Genomic DNA, 20,686 nt, shown 5'->3' with positions numbered 1-20,686 from the left:
CGGTACGCGCCCGCCGGCACGTGCGGCCCTCACCGGTCCTGGGAGAGAGCGAGTAGCTCGGCGAAGAGCCCGCTGGCATGAACCAGGTCGTCGTAGCTGCCCTGTTCGGTGATCCGGCCGCTCTCCATGCAGATCACCCGGTCGGCGATCCGCGTGTTCTCGAGCCGGTGCGTCACCACGATCGTGATGCGGTCCGCGGCGATGGCCTTGATGCGTTCGAAGATCCGGTGCTCCCCGCGCGGGTCCATCTGCGAGGTGGGCTCGTCGAGGATCAGCAGCTCCGGGCGCCGGTACAGCGCACGGGAGCAGGCGAGGCGCTGCCACTGGCCGCCGGACAGCTCCACGCCTCCGAACACCTCACGGGCGAGCAGGGTGTCGAGGCCGTTCGGAAGGTCCTCCACGGTCTGTCGCATGCCGACCGCGTCGACCGCCTCCCACACCGGTCCGTCGTCGACCGCACGGGGCTGCCCCAGCGTCACGTTCTCGCGGACGCGCAGGGGCCACTGCGCGAAGATCTGCGGGACCAGGCCGGTACGGTCCCAGACACTCGCCGGGTCGAGGGCGGCGAGATCCGAGCCGTTCCACGTCACCCGCCCCTTGTCCGCCAGGTAGATCCCGGTGATCAGACGGGTCAGGGTGCTCTTGCCGGAGCCGTTCACCCCCACGATCGCGAGGATCTCCCCTCGTCGAAGCGTCAGCGAGAGGCCGTCCACGGCCGGCTTCTCCTTCCCCGGATACCGGTAGGTGACCTCCTCCAGCCGGATCTCCTCCACCGGCGCGGTGACGGCGAGCGCGCCGCGCCGGGGCGCCCGGCGCCCGGCGTCGTCGAGGAACGCCTGCATGTCGCTCAGGTAGAGGCTGGTGTGGAAGACCGCGGCCCCGTTGACCACGACCTGGGACAGCGCGGCCAGGGTCGTCTGGACGGCGACGACGGCCGTGGCGGCGACGGCGAGCGCGATCCGGCCCGTGACGGCGAGCCAGGCGAGGGCCGCCCAGGTGGCGACGAGGAACACCCCGCCGGCCGTCGAGGCCAGCAGCGCGATGCGCAGCGTCCGAGGGGCGGCGGCCAGGGTGCGCCGGTCGACCCGCTCGGACAGCGATCGATACCAGAACAGCAGGTAGTCGGTCATGCCGTTGGCGCGGACCTCGTCGGCGTACTTGGAGGTCGTCGACCACCAGCGCATCATGCCCCGCACGTTCCGGTCGGCGATGTTGGCGTAGTGGATCTCGTAGTCGACGCGCGCGGTGAGCACCGCACCCACGCCGGCCGGAAGCACCGCCAGGAGGAGCAGGGGCAGCATCAGCACGTTGAGCACCGACAGCACCCCGGCCGCGGTGACCATCCTGATCAGAGCGGACAGGAAGCGCTGGGCGTCGGTGACCATCACATGCGTACGGATCACCCCCATCTCCGCCGCCTCCTGCCGGTCGGCGAACCCGTCGACCGCGTAGGCCGCCGCCTCGACACGGCAGACCGCCTCCACCAGAGCGGAGTCCGTCACCGTGGTCAGCCTGGGCGTGATCCGGCGCTCGGCGTACGTGGCGAGGGCCCCCGCGCCGCGGGCGAGGGCGGCGGCCCCGGTCACGACGAGCAGGGCCGGCAGCGCTTCCCGCAGCCGTCCGGCGACGGCCCCGCCCCCCAGGATCGGGCCCATGGCGCCGGCCGTGGCGCTCAGCAGCACGGCGGCCGCCACGCCGGTCACGAGCTGGCAGGCCAGGAGGAGCAGGACGGCCCGGCGGTCCACGGCCCAGGACATCACGGCGATGCGCCGCAGGACGGCGGGCAGCCGGGCGGACATCGCCCGGAAGGTGACGTCACCGAGGGGATTCACGGAGTATTCCCCGGTGTACGTGATCTCGGCGGGCGGCGGCGGAGGCGGTGGCGCGGGAGGTGGCGCGGGTGTGGTCCCTGGCGTCGTGGCCTGTGTGTCGGTGGTCTCGGCTGAGGTCAACTTCGTTCTCCCGCAGGGTCGTCGGAGCCTGTTCGGCGTGAGTCACGGGGTCAACGACGAACGCACGGGCGTCGAGCACATGTATGTGAGCCGGAGCGGATTCCGCGCGGTAGCGCGCCCGGCGTCGGATGTGGGGTGCATCCACCCTTGGGGCGAGCGGACCGACGCCGGACGGGACGATGGCCGAAACGCCGGAGTCGATACGCATGGGACGGATGGGGTTCCAGACAGCTCACCGCCGGTCGCAGCGGCCCGCCGCCGCCGAACCATCTCCCGAGACATCTGCCGGGACGTCTCTCTGGCGATCTCCGGGGAAATCTCTGTGGAGGCGAGCGGCACCAACGGCGATGATGACGGCGTGATCCCTCATATGAACCCCGTAGAGGCGCTGCTCGTCGTGGACGTACAGTCGGCCTTCGTCTCCGGCGACACGGCCGTACCGCGGGCCGACCGGCTCCTGGACCGGACGGCGGACCTGATCGCGCGGGCCCGGCGGAACGGCGCGCTCGTCGTCCACGTGCAGAACGACGGGCCGGCCGGGGCGGACGACGAGCCCCACACGCCGGGCTGGGAACTCCACCACCCGGTCGCCCCCGGCCCCTCGGAGGTCGTGATCCGCAAGCTCAGGGACGACGGCTTCGAAGGAACGTCGCTGGGAAGCCTGTTGACCGAATCGGGGGTGCGGGCGCTCGCGGTCTGCGGTCTGATGTCGGAGATGTGCGTCCAGGCGACGGCACGCACGGCCCTGGCGCTGGGCTACCGCGTCGTCCTTCCGTACGACGCCCACGCGACGCACGACATCCCGGCGGCACCCGGCATCAGCGCCCGGATCCCGGCCGACACCGTCTCGCGGGTCGCGGCATGGGCGCTGAGCAGGCAGGCCGAGATCACCGCTCCCGCCTCGGACGTCCCGTTCACGGCTCCGCCGTCGCGACGATCTGTCGGGAGCGCGCTCGGGCGCCTGCCCACCGACACCGCGTTTTCCAGTTGAACGATCAACCGCTATGGTTGTCGGCGAAGGCTCGCTGCCGCATCTCCCCCGTATGCGGCAGCGGGCTTTCGTCGTTCGCCGACGCCGAGAGCGTCCTACGATGGGCCCCGGACGTCGACGGACGACAGTGGCCAAGGAGCGGACGTCATGACGGAGCTCTTCCTGCGGATCATCGGCGACGACCTGCCAGGACGCGCGTGCGGCGGATACCGGGACGTCCACGTCGCCGTGCAGCGCGGGCGCGATCCGGAAGGCGCCGTGCCGGGCGACGCTCCCGAAGCGGTGTGGGAGTTCACCATCGAGACCATCGAGACCGTCGAGACCGTCGAGAACGTCGGCGCTCCGAACGGCCTGCGGGACTTCCGGGGAGCGTACGTCCACGGCCGGCGCGGGGCGCGGTTCCTCTACCTGACATGGGGCGAGCAGCCGCCGGGCGGGACCTTCACGATGTTCCGCCGCGCCAAGCTGTTCCTCGACGACCTCCCGGATCAGGCCGTCGAACGCGGCGCCGCCGAAGGGCGGCTCGGCCTGACCGACTCCTGCGGCCTGCCGCTGTGCGCCGCGGTACGACCGCCCCGCATCCGCTGGACCTGACCTGCCGCTATCGTGCAGCGGTGACCGACCCCGTACAGCGTCCGCTGCTGTTTCTCGACATCGACGGCCCCCTCATCCCGTTCGGCGGGGCGCCGGAGCGGTATCCGACCTTCGCGGCATCACGTGACCTGTCGGGTGCCGCCGCGCATCCGCTCCTGACACGGATCAACCCGGAGCACGGGCCACGGCTGGCAGCGCTCCCGTGCGAGGTGGTCTGGGCCACGACATGGATGGATGACGCGAACGAGTGCATCGCTCCCGTCCTCGGCCTCCCGCCCCTGCCCGTGGTGGCCTGGCCGGACCCCTCGGACATCGATGACCAGGACGTACGCGTCGGACGGCACGGGAAGACCCGAGCCCTGGTCGCATGGGCGGCCGGGCGTCCGTTCGCCTGGGTCGACGACGAGGTCACCGACACCGATCGCTCCTGGGTCGCCGCCCATCACCCAGGACCCGCCCTGCTCCATCGGGTCGATCCCAGCGTCGGCCTGACCGATGGCGACTACGCGACACTCGACTCCTGGCTGCGCCGGCCGTTCTGACGCGCGTCGGTCGAGAGCGAGGCCCGGTCGAGCGAAGGGCCGTGCCCGATCAGCCTGTGTGTCAGCGTCATCAGCCGCTCGCGGGCCTCGGCGTCGTACGCCTGCTCGTGCGCGCGGACATCCGTGAACTGGTCGAAGTAGCGACCGGTCGTCGTGGCGAGTTCCGGATCGAGCAGCAGACGCACGGTCGGCCGGACCCCCTCGTCCGTGTTGGTGACGGGGGTGAGGCCGTACGCGCGGACACCGTCGGTGTCCATCAGGTGGGCCGGGTGGAGGGTGTTCACCGTGACTCCGGTGCCGTCGAGTTCCGCGGCCAGCTCGAAGGTCGCCATGATCATGGCCAACTTGCTCCTGCAGTAGGCGCGCAGGCCCTCGTAGTCCCGCTCCAGCATGACGTCGTCGAAGTCGATGGTCTCCTGACCGATCGAGGCGACGTTGATCACTCGCGCGGGAGCCGAAGCGGTGACCAGGGGCAGCAGACCGCGCGTGAGGGCGTACGGCGCGAGATGGTTCACGGCGAAGCGGAGTTCGTGGCCCTGGCGGCTCAGCTCGCGCGTGAGCGGTTCGGCGCCGCCGCCCGCCACCGCGTTGTTGATGAGGCCGTCGAGGTACGGCTCCTCCGTACGGATCCGTTCGGCCATGGCCCGCACCTGGTCCAGGTCGGACAGGTCGGCGAGGTACGTGCGGACGGCGACGTCGGGATGGGCGGCCCGCGCCTCGGCGGCCACGGCCTCCAACCGAGTACGGTCCCGCCCATGCAGCAGGACGGTGCCACCGCGCGAGGCCAGGTCGAGTGAGAGGGCACGGCCCATGCCCTGCGTAGCGCCGGTGATCAAGGTGGTGCGTCGGTTCATGACAGCCACTCTGGCAAGGCGGGGCGGAAGGCGGGAGGGTGCGTCGATCCTGGTGTTGTCACCACCGGGCTCGCCACGGATCGGCGAGGCTGTGCTGCGGGTTCATTCCCCACTGCCGTCACGGCACCACTCGGGAGCGACGCGCTCCGGCCGCATACGCGGATGCCAGGACCACCGCGCGGGTGGCCAGGCCGCGCCCTCTCTCGGACGGCAAGGTCCGAGGCCGCAGGAAGGCCCCGCGCGCTTTCAGCCGGAGTGGAGGACCCGAAAACGATCGGGTTCCGCCGGATCTCGATCAACGACTTGGACGGGCGTCCACGCCCATTGCCACACACTGATGCCGGGCGTGCGGGTGAACTGGATCTGCCCGCGGGTGCCTTCGACGGCAACGCGCGGCCAGGATTCGGCAACGCCCGCCCGGTCCGCGCCGTGAGAGCGCAGCACATCGGCGAGGACGGTGATCGTGTCGTAGCCCTCGAAGGCGACGAAGGAAGGCGCGTCGGCCAGCCGCTCACGCAGGGCCGTCTCGACTCGTGCACCGAGTGGGCCGAGGCGTTCGGGCAGGTAGCGCAAGAACGGAATCGCGGCGCCGTCGACGCCCAGCAGCGCTGCCCACTCGGCCAACTCCGGCTGCCCGGCCGGAGCACCGATCATGATCTCGGCGAGGCGCTGGTCGTGGCGGACGGACCTGACGATCGACACGGCCGGCTCGGGGTGGCCGACCAGGAGAAGGAGGGCTGTCGCGCGATGGCCGACGAGCTCGTCGCACAGGGCCGTGGGGGCGAGCGCGCGCATGTCGAGTTCGATGACGGTGCCACCGCGTGGGGCGAGGTGGTCCCGCAGAATCCGAGCCCCTGATGCCCAGTAGACGCTCGCATCGGCCGCTACGGCGATGCGAGTGTGGCCCGCGCCGAGGAGGAAGTCCGCGTAGATCCGCCAGCCGTGGGACTGCGCCGGGGCGAGGCGCGCGACCCATTCCGTCGGCTGCTCGGTGAGCGCGTCGAGAACCGCTGACGAGCAGAGGAACGGCAGGCCGAGGGCGTCGGCCCTGACGGCAGCGGCGCGAGCGACGACACTGTGATACTCGCCCGCCACGGCGGCCACGCCGAGGCGAGCCAATTCGTCTACGGCCGCCGCGGCCCTCTTCGGATCAGCCGCGGTGTCTCGGACCACCAGCTCGAGCGGCCTCCCGTCGATCCCGCCGGCGTCATTGACGTCGCGAACGGCCAACTCGAGCCCCGCGAGCAGGTGTCGGCCTGCCTCGACCCAGCCAGGCCGAGTGAGCGGAACGAGAGCGCCGATCTGGACGGCTGTTTCGTCGGTGCGCAACGCTCCCGCCGGCGATGGTGGCGTATTCATGCGGCGGTGTCTCCCGAGTGGCGGTTCGGTGGCAGTGGCCCAGATCGCAGAGCGAACATCAGTGGCGCCGAGAGTAACCGAGCCGCGAACGGCCGACTCCGGCACCCCGTGTGGGGACCACCCCGTTCCCACTGGGCCGAGGCCGGCCACTTCGCGTCCGTGAGGTCGCGACCGCAGGCATCCGGACCCGCTGCACGGGCGCGGAAGACGCCCCGTCCACGACGACAGGGGCTGAGCTCGGTCAGTTCGGGTGGGTCCGGCCTGTGGCTGTGGCTGTGGCTCGTGATGGTGAATCTGCGACCAGAGCGGCCAAGCGCCGCCGTAGGTACGGAAAGCTGGCCCGGTGCGCTGGATCATGCCTCTTGCCCTCGTCGCCCTGCTCGCAGTAGGCGGCTGCGTGTCGGTCGATTCCCACCGGCCACCGCAGCAACCCCAGTGGGCGCCGGCGGAGGCCCGACCGCCCTCGCCTCTCGCCGCTCCGCCGACCCCACCGCCGGCCCGCGAGGAACTGGCCTCCACCGATCCCACCACGCCGACCAGCACCACGCGCAGCAGGAATCCGACGACGTCGCCCCCTTCCACCTCGCACCGTAGGCCGTCCCGACCCCGCCTCCAGCAGCCGTCCCCGCGCCCCAGGGCGACAGCGCGCAAGAAGAAGCCCGCTGCCACACGCCGGCCCGCACCCGTCCACACGGCGCCGTACGACATGAAGCAGCTCTGTGCCGCGGCTGACAACGTGGTCTCGCCCTCGATCGCACGACTCTGCCGATCCACCTACAAGAGGTGATCCGCCGGGCCGGTCGTGACCCGGATGCGGGTGCCGAAGTTCCTTGACGCCACGGCGAGCGGCCGCCGACGTGCGGGCTGCGGCGCGGGCATGCGGCCGGGGGCCGGACCGGGAGGCCGTCGGCGGCGCCCGGTGGATGGCGGTCAGCGGTTGATCATGTCCCGGGTCTGCGCGTACACCGTCGTGTCGGTGAGCAGGGCCGTATGGCTGAGGCAGGTCGTCCGGCTGTTGACCGCGCCGGACAGGGACACCGAGCTGTCCGGATTGATCACCGTGTCGCAGGGCGACCACCACGTGGCGTAGCGGGTCGATCCAGGGGTCTCGTCACCGGAGTTGAGTCCGGTGAGGAAGCTCGAGCCTATGCGCATCTCGGCGCAGGACGTGTCGAAGCAGCTGTTGGCGGAGTCGGTTCCATGGTTGGGGCCACCGAGCGACACCCAGGCGTCGACCTTGGCGGTCCCTTCGAGGTTCTTGAGGTAGTAGCGGGAGGAGAGCCCGCCCATGGAATGGCTGACGATGTCCACCTTGGCTGCGCCCGTGGCTGTGAGGAGACGGTCGACTTCGGCGGCCAACTGCTGGGCGGTGACGGTGTTCGACTGGCGCGAGTCGTAGGTCCACTGGCGCAGATGGGAAGTCGGCCAGCCGTCGGCCCTGAAACGGTCGGCCATGGTGTTCCAGTTGCTGCCATCCCCGTTGTAGCCGTGCACGAACAGGATGGGGTTGCTGCCGGAGACGAAGAGGGAGCCGTTCGATGCTTGGGCGGGACCCGACGCCTGCACGGCGAGAAGGGCACCGGCTGCGGCGACGGTTGCGGTCACGACGGATCTCTTCACGCGGTCCTCCATGGTGGGGCAAGGAAAAGGGGTGGAAAGCGCGACCTGGTGGGGGAGCGCATGAGGGCTCTCAGGGGTAGGGGAGAGGTATGCGCGGCAGGTGGGCGTGTTGAGCGGCCGGTTCGCCGCAGCCTCGGGAACAGGACACCGAAGTCGTTGAGGGATGGGCTGAGCGTACTGATCAGTAGGTACGGGTGGTCAAGAGGTGTGCGTCGAGTTTTCCCCCGCCCGTCCGCCGGGAAGCAGCCGCCGAAGCCGGTCGACCGAGACCAGGAACCGGGCAGGAACCGGGCAGGAACCGAGCAGGCCCCTGTGCACGGTGACACATAGCCAGCACCTGGCCCGTAGCTTCCTCTGGGGTTACGTGATGTCGGTGTCGCCGAGGGCTTCCAGCACCTGGCGCAGGCCGTCGCCCGTCTTCGTGATCAGGTCGCGGTCCATGTCGGCGAGGAGTTGGCTGTAGTTGGCGAGGTGGTCGGCGAAGGCGGCTCGGGTGACTTCGTGGCCGTGGTCGGTGAGGCGGATCACGACGGTGCGCCGGTCCGCCCCGTCGCGGATCCGCTCGACGAGGTTCTTGGCTTCCATCCGGTCGATGCGGTTGGTGATCGCGCCGGAGGTCACCATGGACGCCTTGAGGAGGGCGCCGGCGGTGAGGGCGTAGGGCGGCCCTGAGCGCTGGAGTGTGGTGAGCACGTCGAACTCCCCGTACTCCACGCCGTGAGCGGTGGCCGCCGCCTTGGCGGACTTCTCCACGACCCGGGCCAGGCGCTGGATCCGCGCGAACAGCTGCACGGGCCACAGATCCTGCTCGACGTCGGGGCGCTCCTTGACCCACTGGCGGATGATCGCGTCCACGGCGTCGCTCATCGCCGCACTCCTCTCAATGGACACCTTCTCAACGTTAAGACACTTGACGTTGAGGGAGTCGGGCTGTTTTTATCTCAGCGTTGAGATTATCAAGGCTGAATGACAGGAGCACCCCATGTCCGAGCTCGTCCTTCACCCCCTCGCCCAGGACCTCCTCTTCCGCGAGGCCCGCACCGCCAGCACCTTCACCACCGAGCCGGTGACCGACGAACAGGTCCAGGCGATCTACGACCTCGTCAAGTACGCCCCCACCGCTTACAACCTGTCTCCCCTGCGCATCGTTCTGATCCGCTCGGACGAGGCGCGCGAGCGGCTCCTTGTGCACATGGCCGACGGCAACCGGCAGAAGACCGCCGCCGCCCCGCTCGTCGCGATCCTCGCGGCCGACAACGAGTTCCACGAAGAACTCCCCGCGCTGCTCCCGCACTTCCCGCAGGCCAAAGACCTCCTGTTCGCCGAGCGCCCGGTCCGCGAGGAGGCCGCCCTGCTCAACGCGACGCTCCAGGCCGCCTACTTCATCCTCGGCGTGCGCGCCGCCGGCCTGGCGGCAGGGCCGATGACAGGCTTCGACTTCCCCGGCGTACAGAAGGAGTTCCTGGACGACGACCACACCCCCCTGATGGTCGTCAACATCGGCCGCCCCGGCGAGAACCCCTGGTACCCGCGTTCACCGCGACTCTCCTACGACGCAGTCGTCACCACCGTCTGAGCGACTCGCCGCCCGCCGCACGCACCGACACCGACCTCAAGCCCCGCCCCCGCTCTCGCCCACCCCTGCCGCGGAGTCCGCCATGTCCCTGCTCAAGCACACCCGTCCGCTCCCCGCCACCGCTCCGGAACCAGGGCCACGCCCCGTACCCGCCCTCTGGCTCGCGTTACTGGCCACCCCACTCGCCGCCAGTGCCAACAGCCCGGTCCTGATCCTTCCCGACATGGCCGCTTCGTTCGGCGTCCACACCGCCACGGCTGCCTGGCTCGTCACGGCGTTCGCCTGGGCCGTCGCCGTCGGCACCCCCTTGATGGCGGGACTGCTGCGCCGCCGCGGCCTCGGCGCCACCCTCCGGCTCAGCGCGACCCTGGTCGCGGCCGGCACCGCGGTCGTCGCCGTGGCACCCTGGCTTCCGCTGGCCATGGCCGGCCGCGCGGCACAGGCGATGGGCGGCGCCGGCCTGGTCACCGCGGCGATGAGCCTGGCCTACTCGGTCCGCCGGATGGGCGTGATCACGGCGGGCTTCGGGACACTGGGGGCGGTCGGGCCGCTGCTCGGCTCGGCGATCGCCGGCACTGCTTCCTGGCGGGTCTCCCTCGCCGTCGGAGCGGTCGCGCTCCTCGCCCTCCCGGCGGTCGCCCGCCGCGCCGACCTGGCCCCGCCGCGGCAGAGCACGCCGTTCGACGGCCGGGGCGCCGCCCTGCTGGTCCTCTTGGCCACCATCCTCGTCCTCATCCCGCGCTTCCCGCTCCCGGCGGTGACCGCCTCCCTGATGACGGGCGCGCTGCTCGCCCTGCACATCCGGTCCCACCCCAACGGCTTCGTCCCCCTGTCCCTGCTGCGCACCAGGACGTTCGTCCTCTCCACCCTGCTCGCCTGCACCTTCGCGACCTCGTACTTCACACTTCTCTTCACCGTCCCGCAGTTGCTGCACGACCGCACCGGCTGGTCGACCTCGACGATCGGCACCGGCCAACTGGTCGCCCTCCTCGCCGGCTCGGTGCTCTCCATGGCGCTGGCCGTGGCCGCCGCCCGGCTGGGCCGCCCCCGCGTCCTGGCCATCCTGCTCACCACAGGAGCCCTGGCGCCGCTCACCGCGCTGCTAACGCCCTGGCCGTCGCTGCTCCTGCCCGTCGCCACGCTGGCCGTGTTCACGACGAGTGCGGGCCAGGCCGTGCTGGCGGTGCTCGCCGGCCAGGCCGCGCCCGCCGTCCAGCGCCCCGCGGCGATCGGCTTGTTCAACCTGGGCTACCAACTCGGCGGCGCGTTCGGCCCGGCGATCGCGGCCCTGGTCGTCCTCAGCGCCTGAACACAGCGTCCCCGCGCCCCGGCCCGCCCGGCACGGGCATTCGGCTGAGCCGCTTCTGGTCCATCTGGTTGACGGACATGGCACGGGCCGGCTGGCCGTCCACGCCGACACCCTGGTCGCCGTCGACCGCCGGCCTGGAGGCGGTGCGCGCTTGTCGACGCCGCGCCCCCCCGGGCGGATCCCTCCGGAGTTCCAGCATGTTCTGGACGCGGCCGAGGTGATGTGAGGCGCCTTCGAGACGCCGTTGGCCGACCTGGAGGACATCGTGCATGCGGGGATTGCCGTCGTCCTGACCGTCAGCGGCCCCAGCACACCGAACCTCACCCGTACCCCCGCCCAGGGGCCACCCTCGGTCAACGCCAGCCCGTGACCAAGGTCGACCCGCCGGGCCGGCGGCACGCTTTCGGCCTGCCGGACCCGGCGTCGTCATGGCGCCGACAGCGATCGGCTGTGCGGGCATGTAACGATCCGCATGGGCACCGGATCACGCCACCGCACACGTGACGTGCGGGCATGAGAACCGAGATGTCGGCCCTCTGGTTGCTCGGATGATCGGTCTGGCACCCAGTGCCGGCGCCGCCGACGGCCCACCGCGCTCGGCCCCCGCCGGTGCCCCGCGCGGTGGGGCCGCAGTGCGAAGCCCGCCGGCGGGGCCGGCGTTCCTCCCCAGCTGCGTACGGATGAACGTCACCGATTCCGTGGCGGTAAAGGCAGGGATGATCAGTCGATCGTCCAGCCGTGCTCCTTGTGAGCGGCGTCGGCTTCTTCTTCGCCAAGCCAGACGAGGCCGAACTGCCGGCCCCGCAGTCGAAAGATCCCCTCTGACCAGTCGGCAAGCTCCTCGTCGAGCTCGTCAGCGGAGATGATCCCGTCGTCGAATTCGGGCAGCTGCTGGGTCAGGTCGACGCAGGACAACGCCCACTCTGGAAGCTCTTGCGGATTGCCCCACCGCCTTCGCCAGAAGGGCCCTTCTCTCCACCACCAAGTCGTGACTCGGATCACGAGCACGCCGATCTGTTCGTCTCCGTCCATGAGACGTGCGGCAGCTCGGCGGTATGGGTCAAGCCGGGCATCGGTCGGTGGCTCCGGCCACTCGCGTCTGAACACACCCCCATTCTTACCGTCGCGCTCCGGGCCAGGTCGGCCTGGAGCGCCAGGTGGACTTGTTCGTCATAGTGCTTGGAGATGACCTGGAAGACCAGGTTCGCCTCGGCTCGTTCAAGGGCTGATAGCCGACGTCGTCGACGACGAGAACACTGGGCCGCAGGTCGGTGCCGAGCTTGTTCGTCAGGCCTCCGGCGCTCGGCGTTTTGAGGTTGCGGACGATGTCGTCGAGGCCGGTGAAGTAGATCGAGTAGCCGGCCCGGCAGGCCGCGATCGTCAGGGCGGCTGCGTGTGGGTCTTGCGAAGGCGAAGGCGAAGTCGTACTCGTCGAGTGTCTTGTGGTGCGGCAGCCTGGAGAGCCGCAGGCCCTGGCGGAAGCGGCGGTCGTCGCGGACGACGAGTTCCTCGGAGAGGACCGGGCCGAGGAAGTCGAGGTAGCCCATCTCTCCCTCGTCGGCCCGTCGGGTGTACTCGTTGATCGTTTCGGCCAGGTGGGGCAGGCCGAGCTTGCCGGCCGTGTCGCGGATGCGGGCGGAGACCAGCTCGCTCAAGACGTTCCCCTCGCGCTCGGACTGGGGGCGGCGACCGACCACGATGCGGATGGCCGCGGCCCGGTTCAGCAGGGCCTGCAAGGGTCTGGCCTCCTCGCCCAGCGGACGTTCATGACGGTGCCGGGGCAGGACGTCGCCGGTGGTGGTGCGGCGTCCCTTGCCGTGGGCAGGCCGTCTCAGTGGGCCTCTTCGACGACGCGAACCCCGCGGCCGACCGCCCGCCGATGGGTGGCCAGCAGAGTCTCGCCGCTGGCGTCCGCGATGAGGGAGTGCAGCATGACCTGCGATTTCGTGGCTCTGATCTCCACCAGCTGACGCGGTCGGACCTTGCGGGCGAGCACCGAGTAGAGGTTGCCGCCGAAGGCGACCAGACAGTCCTTGCCGACCGGCCGCAGATGCCGCTCGACCACCGGATACGGAGCCTCCGACAGCGGTTCGAGGCCATGTGATCGCGGACCGCCCGCTCTCCGACAATCTGCTGGTGAGTCCTGTGGGCCTGAGCCCGTCGCTGCGGCACCCAGTAGTGAAGGCGGCGTCCATCTCCTCGACGGAGGAGAACGACCGGCCGGACCGGACGTGTTCACGGACGATGAGGACGACCCGCCATCGGGGGCGGGTTCAGCCGACCTGGGCGGGTTCCTCGGCTTCTTGCGCGGCTCCGGCCACGACGAGTCCAACGCCTTCCGTACCGTCCGCCACGTCACGCCGTGCTCGCGCTCAAGCGCCCCCCGCGCCGTCCCGTCCAGCGGATCATGCCCGGCGGCCGGTCCTGCTGTTCCGTGGGGCCGCTGCGGCAGCCGTCCTGACGCGAGAAGCACCCTGGGACCTCGCGACCTGAACAACGCCGTGCCACCGCGCACCGGCAGGTGCGCGGTGGGCCCGACCCCGTAGGAGAGTTACAGCGGCGGACGAGTCGGTTGGGTACGCCAGAAGCCGCACTGATGGTCCGCCACGAACGACGAACTCGTCCGCGTCGCCGTGGGGTTCAGCGAGAGGACCGTCCCGCTCCCGCTCCCGGTCGCGGACCAGGCCGTCTGCCCCGGTACCGCCGGCGAGCCGAAGCGGGCGAAGGCACCCCAGTAGCGCTTCATCCGCGTCGCGAGCGCCACCTGGATCTGGGTCAGCGGCCGGTCGCCCGCCGTGAAGTCGTGCAGATACGCCAACTCGGCGCTGTGCGCGTTCGACATGTCGAGCCCCGGAACCTGCGCACCCGCCAACGTCGGGGAGTCCGGGTCGTCGAACTCGTAGACATACGTCGGTACCTGTGAGGCGAAGAGCTGAGCCGTCCACGCGGTGTGGCAGGCGAAGGAGGAGTCGGTCATGACCGCCGACAGCGCCAGGTACGGCGACCCGTACGCCGAGACCGGATAGCGGGCGAGCACCTCCGGACCCGCCGTCCCATACGCCGCCAGGACCTGAGCCTCGTACTCCGCTTCCGTCAGCCGCGGCTGCGACAGTGCCACGAACAACCGCGACTCGGAGCGGGTGCTCCCGATCACCACCGGCACCTTGTTCCACTTCCCGCTGCCGATCGCGGAGGCCGGATCCACGGGCAGCAGCCCGTCACCTGAGGCCGGCCCCGAGGTCGGCAGTGTGCGCGCCGCCTCGATCAGCGCCGCGGCCGGGGAGGCGCGCAGGCACGCGGCGACCGTGCCCGGATCGGCGCAGCCCGCCCGCCCGGCAAAATCCCGGGCCTGTGACTCGGCCCGCGCACGGTCGGGCGTACCGATCAGCGTGCACGGCCCGCTCTGCAACACGGCGCGGTGGAACAGCCCGGACGCCGAGGGCGCGGCCAGCAGCCCGCAGACCGAAGCACTGCCCGCCGACTGTCCCGAGACCGTCACATTGCCGGGGTTCCCGCCGAACGCCGCGATGTTCTGCCGCGTCCAGCGCAGCGCCTCGACCTGGTCCAGCAGGCCGAAGGAGCCTGTACCCAGTGCGTTCTCGCGCGCCAGCTCGGGCAGCGCCAGGTAACCCAGCTGACCGAGCCGGTAGTTGATACTGACCACGACGCTGTTCGTGAGATCGGCCATCGTCCGGCCGCCGAACTGGGTGCCCGTGCCCATGGTGTACCCGCCCCCGTGGATCCAGAGGATCACCGGGAGCCGGGCCCCGGCCCGGGCTCCCTTCGGGCGGTACACGTCCAGGTAGAGGCAGTCCTCGCCGGCGGCCGAGGGGTCCGCGATCCCGAACGGCATGAACTGCACACAGGCCGGCGCTTGCCGGTCCGCCTCCCTCATGCCGCTCCAGCGTCGAGGCTCCCGCGGCGCCCGCAGTCGGTCCTCCCCGACCGGGGGAGCGGCGTAGGGGACGCCGAGGAACTCCTGCGCCCCGTCGCGGTTCTGTCCGCGCAGCGTGCCCTGCGCGACGGTCACCACCGGGCGCTGCAGGGTGCCCGCCGCAGCCGCAGCCGCAGCCGAAGCCGAGGCGGGGGCGGAGCGGGTCCCGGGCGTAGAGGCGGCGGCCGGGACCGCCGACGTGAGCAGTGCCACCAGCGCGAGGGCCGTACTGAGCAGGGGTCTTGCCGAAGTGAGCCGATTTCCGGGCCGCTTCATCCGTCCTCCTGAGGTGGGCTGGGGTGATGGAGCGGGGGGTCAGGGACGCAGACCGGCGATCAGGGCGGACGTGGTGGCGTGGTCGGCGGGACCGGTGTTCCAGTCGGCATTCATCGGGCTGACGGCGATCCGGCCCGCGCCGACGGCTTCCACATCTCCGCCCTTCGCCGCCGGACGCATGTCCACGGTCACGTCGACCTTCCAGGTGCCGTCGCCGGAGTCGGTGAAGTCCGGTTCGAGGATCGTCTGCGGATCCTGGAACGTGGTCGACACGCCGGCGGCGGTGCCCTTGCCGTCGGCGCCGACGACCGGGTGGTTCACGTTCAGGCCGACGCCCTTGGGCAGCAGCGGCCCGGACTTCGCCCGCGTACGCAGCCGGTCGATGAGCTTGACGGCGAAGTCGAGCGTCGGGCCCATCGCGTTGACGGTGGTGACCGGATCGGGCACCGAGAGGCCGCCCGTGCTCAGTGCGATGGCCGGTACGCCGGACTCCACCGCCGCGACGGCGCCGCCGACCGTGCCGGAGTGGCTGGCGAGACCGGCCACGTTCGGCCCGAAGTTGGTGCCGGACACCACCAGGTCGGGGGCGCGGCCCTCGAACACCTCGGAGAGGCCGAAGGCCACCGAGTCGCCGGGGCTGCCGTCGACGGCCCACACCTTCGGTTCGGGGTGCTTCACCGTGATCGTAGGGGCGTTCGACATCTTCGTGCCGGTGCCGCTCTGGTTGGTGAGCGGGGCGACGATCGTGACGTCGTGCCCGGCGGCGGTCAGCCGCTCGAACGCCTTGCGGATGCCCGGCGCGTTGTAACCGTCGTCGTTGGTGAGCAGGATCCTCAGCGGAGCGGCGGGTGCCGCGGGTGCTGGGGCGGTCGGGGCGGTCGGGGACGAGGCGACCGCGGGCGCGGTACCCACGAGGGCCGCGGTGCACAGGATCAGAGTGGCCTGCGGCAGAACTCGCTTGCGTCTCACAGGAGGCTCCTAGGAAGAGGGGGGCAGGGGGGTGAGGATGTGGTGGCGCGAGGGTGGTGTGCCGTGAGGGTGTGGTGGTGCGTGGCCGACGGGCACGTGACCCTCGGCCTGTGCCCGCCGGAGTACGGGTCGGGCGGCGTCGGTGCGCGAGGCGGCCGACGGGCCCCGCACCTCGCTGCCGGATCACCCGGAGCACGGCCTGCCGGCATGTCACCGGAGGGCTCGGCACCGGCGCCCGATCCGACGGGGAGGGCCCAGCGTGGATCAGCGCACGCTGCGGATCGGGAGGATGGCGAGCGCGCCGATCAGCGACAGCGCGCCGCCGGCCAGGAACAGCGGGGTGTACCCGTCCAACGAGGTGACGATGGCGGAGGCGACGAAGGGAGCGACGATCTGCGGCCCGGCGTTCGCGATGTTCAGGACGCCCATGTCGCGGGCCGCGTCCTCCGCGCGGGGGAGAACCAGGGTGACGAGCGCGGTGTCGACGGCCATGAAGCAACCGAAGGCGAGCCCGTTGAGCGCACTGAACACGAGCATTCCGGTCCAGGTCGGGCTGATGACGGGTACCACCATGACCAGCCCGGCCAGCGCCGCTGAGACGCCGACGAACACCTTGCGACGGTTCCAGCGATCGGACAGCAGGCCGCCGACGACGGTGGACAGCGCCACCGCGACCATCGACACCGGGGTGAGGATGGCGATCGCCGCGGGCGGGGTCATTCCGGCGGGCAGGGAGATGTGGTCGCCCAGGATGTACAGCTGGTAGCCGACGACGGAGAAGTAGCCCAGCACCATCAGGGCGCGGCCGATGAAGGCCCAGCGAAAGTCGTGGTTGGCCAACGCGGAGAGGAGGGCGGCGAGTTGGGATCCCTTGGCCGCCTTCGGCGCGGGCGCGGTGCGGGGGGTGTCACGGCAGAAGACGGAGAGGAGCAGGGCGGCCACGGCGACGATCGCGCCGAAGACCAGGTACCCGGTGCGCAGATGCGTCACCGCCTGCGAGGCGATGAGGACGCCGACGGTACCGCCGATCGGCATTCCCAATCCCACCAGCGCGGACGCCGTGCCGCGGCGGGCTGCGGGGACGCGGTCGGGGACGATCGCGGTGACCGCCGCCTGGTAGGTGTTCATCGTCGCCTGGACCAGGCACCAGCCGATGCCGACGAGCAGCGCGGTGGTGACGCTGCCGAGAAGGGCCAGGGCGAGCAGGGCGCCGAGTGCACCACCGAGGATCCAGGGGTTGCGGCGGCCGCTGCGGTCGGAGAGGGCGCCGGCGATCGGATTGAAGGCGGTCGCGAAGATGGCGCTGATGCCGCCGATCAGGCCCAGGACGGCGACCTTGTCGTCGGGGGCGATCGCGGCGACCTGGGTCGGCAGGAGGACGGAGCCGACGCCCAGGTAGACCGCCATCATGGCGGAGTTGGCGACCAGCAGCAGGAGCATGAGCCCGCGCTGGCGTGGAGCTTCCGGTTCCGCGGTGGTGACGGTGCTGTCGGTGCCTGCGGCGGGCGGGTCGATCGGATCGGTGAGTTCGTTCGTGGCCATGACGACTCCTGGGAGGACGGAGTGGGGAGGTGGCGGGGACCGGGTGCCGGCCGGGGTGCGGGCCGTGGGACATCGCTTCCGGTGCACGCGGGGGGCGGTACACGGGTGAGGGAGACGCCGCGTGAGCGGCCGCGGGGACGGCGGTGTTACCGGAAGCCGTTGCGGACTGCCGTGGCCGACAAGGTGCTGTTACACGTGTCACCCGCAGGGCTTGGAGACTGTGTAGCACCCATTTCCGGGTCTCGCTAGAGCCTGGGACCAGTCGTTGCGCAGATCGTGATCGAGGCGAGAATCGCGTGTTGGGCACGTGTAACCAGTCGGGCGCCGGTGCTGACCTGGGTGATCGTGTCTCGAAACCCTCTTGCTCTTGTGGCGGCGGTCACGCATCCGCAATACTCCGTGCCGCACCGCGACGACCGCCCTACGACTCCGGTGCTCCAGTCGGCCATGCAGTCGTACGACCTACGCCGCGGCCTCCCCTTTCGCGACCTCCCCTTCCGCGGCCTCCGCGTCTCCCGCTTTCGCACCCCTCCCTTCCGCATCCCGCGCCCGTCCTCCCGTGCGCCCCACCGCTCCGGGTGAAACACGTGAAAGGCCCGCCATGATGCCGTGCCCACCCGACACCGTGCCGCCCCCGCCCCCGCGCCCCGCACACCCTCCCCGCCACCATCTCCCGGCCGCTCCGCCGCGCCACGCGCTCGCCGTCGGCATCGCGCTCCTTCTCGCGCCGCTCGTGGTCGGGCTGTTGCTCCGCGTGGTCGACCGCCCGTTCTTCCAGGGGCTCGACGATCGTTGGGCGGCCTCGATGGACGGCTCGCCCGCCGACGCGGCCACCGGTTTCGCCACCGTCCTGGACCGGCTCGGTGGTCCGCTCGGCATGATCCTGCCGCTGATGCTGTGCGGCTGCCTGTGCGTCTACGGCCGCTGGCGCTCAGGGCTGTACGTGTTCGTGGCCGACGTTCTCGCCAACATGGTCGTGGTACTGCCCCTCAAGCAGTTCGTCGACCGTCCGCGCCCGCCGTTTCCCTGGGTCCTCGTCAACGACGGTTCGTACCCCTCCGGCCAGGTCTTCACTGCCGTGACCTTGGTGGTCGTGGCCGCGGTGGTGGTGTTCCCGCCGCGTGCGCGACGCTGGTGGTGGCTGTTCGGTGCCCTGTACGTCGTCGCGATGATGTGGAGCCGCACTTGGCTGCACGCCCAGTGGCTCAGCGACACGTTGGCCGGCGCGCTGGCCGGAGTCGGAGCCTGCCTGCTGCTGTGGCGGGCGTTCGAGCCCCTGCTGAAAACCGAGGCGGAACGCACGGCGGCCAACAGTCTATGGCTGTAAAGGCGACCGTATCGCGAATCATTGACGGTCGAAGAATTTTCGCCATACTCTCGCCGGGTCGGTGCGTGTTCGGCGCCCGACCCAGGAAGGATCGGCTCATGGCTCTCACCCCAGGTCCGGATCGCACGCTGGTCGACCTCCCCGCAGGACGCCTGCGCGGCGCGACCGAAGGCGGGGTCACCGTGTTCCGTGCCGTGCCCTACGCCGCACCCCCGGTCGGCGACCTGCGCTGGCGTCCCGCCCAGCCGCACCCGGGCTGGAGCGGAACCCGGGACGCGACCGTCGACGGTCCCAGCGTGCCGCAGCTGTACATGGAGGGCGGGGACCCGGTCCTCGGCGGTCATGGGTCGCCACCCTTCGACGAGGACAGCCTGACGCTCAACGTCTGGACTCCGGCGGCCGACGAGGCCCGTCGCCCCGTGCTCGTCTGGATCCACGGCGGCGGCTTCGTCTCGGGTTCCGGATCGATGCCCACCTACGCGGGCGAGACCTTCGCCCGCGACGGCGACCTCGTGGTGGTGAGCATCAACTACCGCATCGGACCGTTGGGTTACCTCTACATCGGCCCTGAGGAGGGCAACCCCGAAGGCGCCGGCAACCCGTGGCTCAGCGACCAACTTGCCGCCCTCCGCTGGACCGTCGCGCACATCACCTCGTTCGGTGGCGACCCGGAGAACATCACCGTCGCCGGGCAGTCGGGCGGTGCCCTGTCCACGGCCGCCCTGGCCGGACTCCCCGAGACCCAAGGGCTGATCAGGCGCGTGATCCTGCAGAGCCCGCCCTTCGGTCTCGACCTCCCCGACCCGGACGCGGCCCTGGAACGGACCGCCGCCTACAGGGAGCTGACCGGTGCCAAGACCGTCGCGGAACTGCGCGCGCTGCCCTGGCCCGCGCTGATCGGTGCGGCCGGCGGGCTGTTCGCCCGTACATCGAGCTGGGGCTACTGGCCGACCCCGTTCCTGCCCGTCATCGACGGGGTCACCCTGACGCGCCACCCGGTGGAGGCCCTGCTGCACGGAGCCGCGACCGGCATCGACGTGATGATCGGCTGGACCCGCGAGGAGGCCAACTTCGGCTTCGCCCTCGACCCGGCGTACGCCGCCGCCGACCGGGGCCGGGTGATCGCCCGCATCGCCGAGACCTTCGGGTCTGAAGCGGCGCCCGGGGTGTACGCGGAGTACGAGCGGACCCGGCCCGGCGCGCGCCCCGCCGATGTGCTGATGGACCTGATCACGGACGAGCTCTTCCGCGTCCCTGCCGTACGACTTGCCGAGGCCAGGGCGGAAGTGGGGCGCGCTGTCCGGGCCTACCAGTTCGACCTCCCCACGCCCGCGCACGACGGCCGCCTCGGCGCCGCCCACTGCCTCGAACTCCCCTTCGTCTTCGCCAACTTCGACCGGTGGGCGCACGCGCCCTTCCTGGCCGGGCTCGACCCCGCGGTCCGCGACGGGCTGGCGCACACCATGCATCAGGCCTGGATCGCGTTCGTCCGCACCGGCGACCCGAACCACGCTGCGATGCCGACGTGGGACCCGTACGGCGCGGACACACGCACCACGATGCGCTTCGACTCGGTGGTGACCGCTCTCGGAGACCTCGCCGGTGACTCGCGTCGGCTGCACGCCACGGTGGCGCAACCCCTCGCGGCGCAACCCCTCACGGCGCAATCCCTCATGGCGTAACCCCTCATGGCGTAACCCCTCACGGCGTAGCGCGAACGCCCCTTTCGTGTCAGCGGGAGCGGCGGACCCGCGGTGGGCCGGGCGCAGTCGCGCACGGCCCGCCCCGGTCGTGTCCTAACTCGTGTAACCTCGGTGGAAGAAGGTACGACGCAGGCCGAA

General features: G+C 71.0%; 16 protein-coding genes and 2 pseudogenes. 7 read left to right on the top strand and 11 right to left on the bottom strand.

The window, feature by feature from the left end:
* Positions 1-29: 29 nt before the first annotated feature.
* Positions 30-1,952 (bottom strand): ATP-binding cassette domain-containing protein, encoded by a 1,923-nt coding sequence (locus ACFYV5_RS34170; protein WP_389175268.1) that lies wholly within the window; start codon positions 1,950-1,952, stop codon positions 30-32.
* A gap of 370 nt (positions 1,953-2,322) precedes the next feature.
* Here ACFYV5_RS34170 and ACFYV5_RS34165 point away from each other — a divergent pair, with 370 nt between their 5' ends.
* The 3 genes from ACFYV5_RS34165 (at position 2,323) to ACFYV5_RS34155 (ending at position 4,079) form a co-directional block, all read left to right on the top strand.
* Complete coding sequence (locus tag ACFYV5_RS34165; protein ID WP_355114127.1) at positions 2,323-2,943, top strand: cysteine hydrolase family protein; 621 nt, start codon at positions 2,323-2,325, stop codon at positions 2,941-2,943.
* Between the two features lie 147 nt (positions 2,944-3,090).
* Positions 3,091-3,537 carry a DUF5990 family protein gene (locus ACFYV5_RS34160; RefSeq protein WP_389175266.1) on the top strand — a complete coding sequence of 149 codons (447 nt, stop codon included), beginning with the start codon at positions 3,091-3,093 and terminating at the stop codon, positions 3,535-3,537.
* Positions 3,538-3,557: 20 nt separating this feature from the next.
* Complete coding sequence (locus tag ACFYV5_RS34155; protein WP_389175264.1) at positions 3,558-4,079, top strand: HAD domain-containing protein; 522 nt, start codon at positions 3,558-3,560, stop codon at positions 4,077-4,079.
* Here ACFYV5_RS34155 and ACFYV5_RS34150 read toward each other — a convergent pair.
* From ACFYV5_RS34150 to ACFYV5_RS34135, 4 genes are all read right to left on the bottom strand, one after another.
* Positions 4,040-4,933, bottom strand: a complete 894-nt coding sequence (locus tag ACFYV5_RS34150; RefSeq protein WP_389175261.1) for an SDR family NAD(P)-dependent oxidoreductase — start codon at positions 4,931-4,933, stop codon at positions 4,040-4,042. The two genes, ACFYV5_RS34155 and ACFYV5_RS34150, sit on opposite strands and share 40 nt — an antisense overlap.
* Positions 4,934-5,179: 246 nt before the next feature.
* Complete coding sequence (locus tag ACFYV5_RS34145; protein WP_389175258.1) at positions 5,180-6,292, bottom strand: ABC transporter substrate-binding protein; 1,113 nt, start codon at positions 6,290-6,292, stop codon at positions 5,180-5,182.
* A gap of 930 nt (positions 6,293-7,222) precedes the next feature.
* Positions 7,223-7,897: an esterase/lipase family protein gene (locus tag ACFYV5_RS34140; RefSeq protein WP_389175255.1), complete on the bottom strand. Its 675-nt coding sequence runs from the start codon at positions 7,895-7,897 to the stop codon at positions 7,223-7,225.
* Positions 7,898-8,272: 375 nt separating this feature from the next.
* Positions 8,273-8,779 (bottom strand): MarR family winged helix-turn-helix transcriptional regulator, encoded by a 507-nt coding sequence (locus ACFYV5_RS34135; RefSeq protein WP_389175252.1) that lies wholly within the window; start codon positions 8,777-8,779, stop codon positions 8,273-8,275.
* Between the two features lie 115 nt (positions 8,780-8,894).
* Between ACFYV5_RS34135 and ACFYV5_RS34130 the strand changes: the two genes are divergently transcribed.
* Both ACFYV5_RS34130 and ACFYV5_RS34125 read left to right on the top strand, forming a co-directional pair.
* Positions 8,895-9,488, top strand: coding sequence for a malonic semialdehyde reductase (locus ACFYV5_RS34130; protein ID WP_389175249.1), 594 nt, complete (start codon positions 8,895-8,897; stop codon positions 9,486-9,488).
* Between the two features lie 82 nt (positions 9,489-9,570).
* Positions 9,571-10,797 carry an MFS transporter gene (locus tag ACFYV5_RS34125; protein ID WP_389175246.1) on the top strand — a complete coding sequence of 409 codons (1,227 nt, stop codon included), beginning with the start codon at positions 9,571-9,573 and terminating at the stop codon, positions 10,795-10,797.
* Positions 10,798-11,517: 720 nt separating this feature from the next.
* Here ACFYV5_RS34125 and ACFYV5_RS34120 read toward each other — a convergent pair.
* From ACFYV5_RS34120 to ACFYV5_RS34095, 6 genes and pseudogenes are all read right to left on the bottom strand, one after another.
* Positions 11,518-11,829, bottom strand: coding sequence for a hypothetical protein (locus ACFYV5_RS34120; protein ID WP_389175243.1), 312 nt, complete (start codon positions 11,827-11,829; stop codon positions 11,518-11,520).
* Positions 11,830-11,963: 134 nt separating this feature from the next.
* A pseudogene (locus tag ACFYV5_RS34115) lies at positions 11,964-12,452 on the bottom strand (ATP-binding protein); the annotation flags it as partial.
* A pseudogene (locus ACFYV5_RS34110) lies at positions 12,429-13,055 on the bottom strand (IS21 family transposase); the annotation flags it as partial. The pseudogenes ACFYV5_RS34115 and ACFYV5_RS34110, both read right to left, overlap by 24 nt.
* A gap of 293 nt (positions 13,056-13,348) precedes the next feature.
* Positions 13,349-15,007 (bottom strand): carboxylesterase/lipase family protein, encoded by a 1,659-nt coding sequence (locus tag ACFYV5_RS34105; RefSeq protein WP_389175240.1) that lies wholly within the window; start codon positions 15,005-15,007, stop codon positions 13,349-13,351.
* 39 nt (positions 15,008-15,046) lie between these two features.
* Positions 15,047-15,976, bottom strand: coding sequence for a 5'/3'-nucleotidase SurE (gene surE / locus ACFYV5_RS34100; RefSeq protein WP_389175237.1), 930 nt, complete (start codon positions 15,974-15,976; stop codon positions 15,047-15,049).
* Positions 15,977-16,240: 264 nt separating this feature from the next.
* Positions 16,241-17,518 (bottom strand): MFS transporter, encoded by a 1,278-nt coding sequence (locus ACFYV5_RS34095; RefSeq protein WP_389175234.1) that lies wholly within the window; start codon positions 17,516-17,518, stop codon positions 16,241-16,243.
* Positions 17,519-18,119: 601 nt separating this feature from the next.
* Between ACFYV5_RS34095 and ACFYV5_RS34090 the strand changes: the two genes are divergently transcribed.
* Positions 18,120-18,845: a phosphatase PAP2 family protein gene (locus ACFYV5_RS34090; RefSeq protein WP_389175230.1), complete on the top strand. Its 726-nt coding sequence runs from the start codon at positions 18,120-18,122 to the stop codon at positions 18,843-18,845.
* Positions 18,846-18,943: 98 nt separating this feature from the next.
* Positions 18,944-20,527: a carboxylesterase/lipase family protein gene (locus ACFYV5_RS34085; protein WP_389175227.1), complete on the top strand. Its 1,584-nt coding sequence runs from the start codon at positions 18,944-18,946 to the stop codon at positions 20,525-20,527.
* The last annotated feature ends 159 nt before the right edge of the window (positions 20,528-20,686 follow it).

Origin of the sequence: Streptomyces sp. NPDC003035 (assembly GCF_042888285.1) — a bacterium.
Taxonomy (GTDB): Bacteria; Actinomycetota; Actinomycetes; order Streptomycetales; family Streptomycetaceae; genus Streptomyces.
This window is presented reverse-complemented; position numbering and strand designations above follow the sequence as displayed.

Coding starts and splice junctions, on each gene's coding strand:
- ACFYV5_RS34095 (WP_389175234.1), bottom strand. CDS start 17,518: ATGGCCACGAACGAACTCACCGATCCGATCGACCCGCCCGCCGCAGGC.
- ACFYV5_RS34130 (WP_389175249.1), top strand. CDS start 8,895: ATGTCCGAGCTCGTCCTTCACCCCCTCGCCCAGGACCTCCTCTTCCGC.
- ACFYV5_RS34150 (WP_389175261.1), bottom strand. CDS start 4,933: ATGAACCGACGCACCACCTTGATCACCGGCGCTACGCAGGGCATGGGC.
- ACFYV5_RS34105 (WP_389175240.1), bottom strand. CDS start 15,007: ATGAAGCGGCCCGGAAATCGGCTCACTTCGGCAAGACCCCTGCTCAGT.
- ACFYV5_RS34125 (WP_389175246.1), top strand. CDS start 9,571: ATGTCCCTGCTCAAGCACACCCGTCCGCTCCCCGCCACCGCTCCGGAA.
- ACFYV5_RS34145 (WP_389175258.1), bottom strand. CDS start 6,292: ATGAATACGCCACCATCGCCGGCGGGAGCGTTGCGCACCGACGAAACA.
- ACFYV5_RS34165 (WP_355114127.1), top strand. CDS start 2,323: ATGAACCCCGTAGAGGCGCTGCTCGTCGTGGACGTACAGTCGGCCTTC.
- ACFYV5_RS34160 (WP_389175266.1), top strand. CDS start 3,091: ATGACGGAGCTCTTCCTGCGGATCATCGGCGACGACCTGCCAGGACGC.
- ACFYV5_RS34085 (WP_389175227.1), top strand. CDS start 18,944: ATGGCTCTCACCCCAGGTCCGGATCGCACGCTGGTCGACCTCCCCGCA.
- ACFYV5_RS34120 (WP_389175243.1), bottom strand. CDS start 11,829: ATGGACGGAGACGAACAGATCGGCGTGCTCGTGATCCGAGTCACGACT.
- ACFYV5_RS34090 (WP_389175230.1), top strand. CDS start 18,120: ATGATGCCGTGCCCACCCGACACCGTGCCGCCCCCGCCCCCGCGCCCC.
- ACFYV5_RS34135 (WP_389175252.1), bottom strand. CDS start 8,779: ATGAGCGACGCCGTGGACGCGATCATCCGCCAGTGGGTCAAGGAGCGC.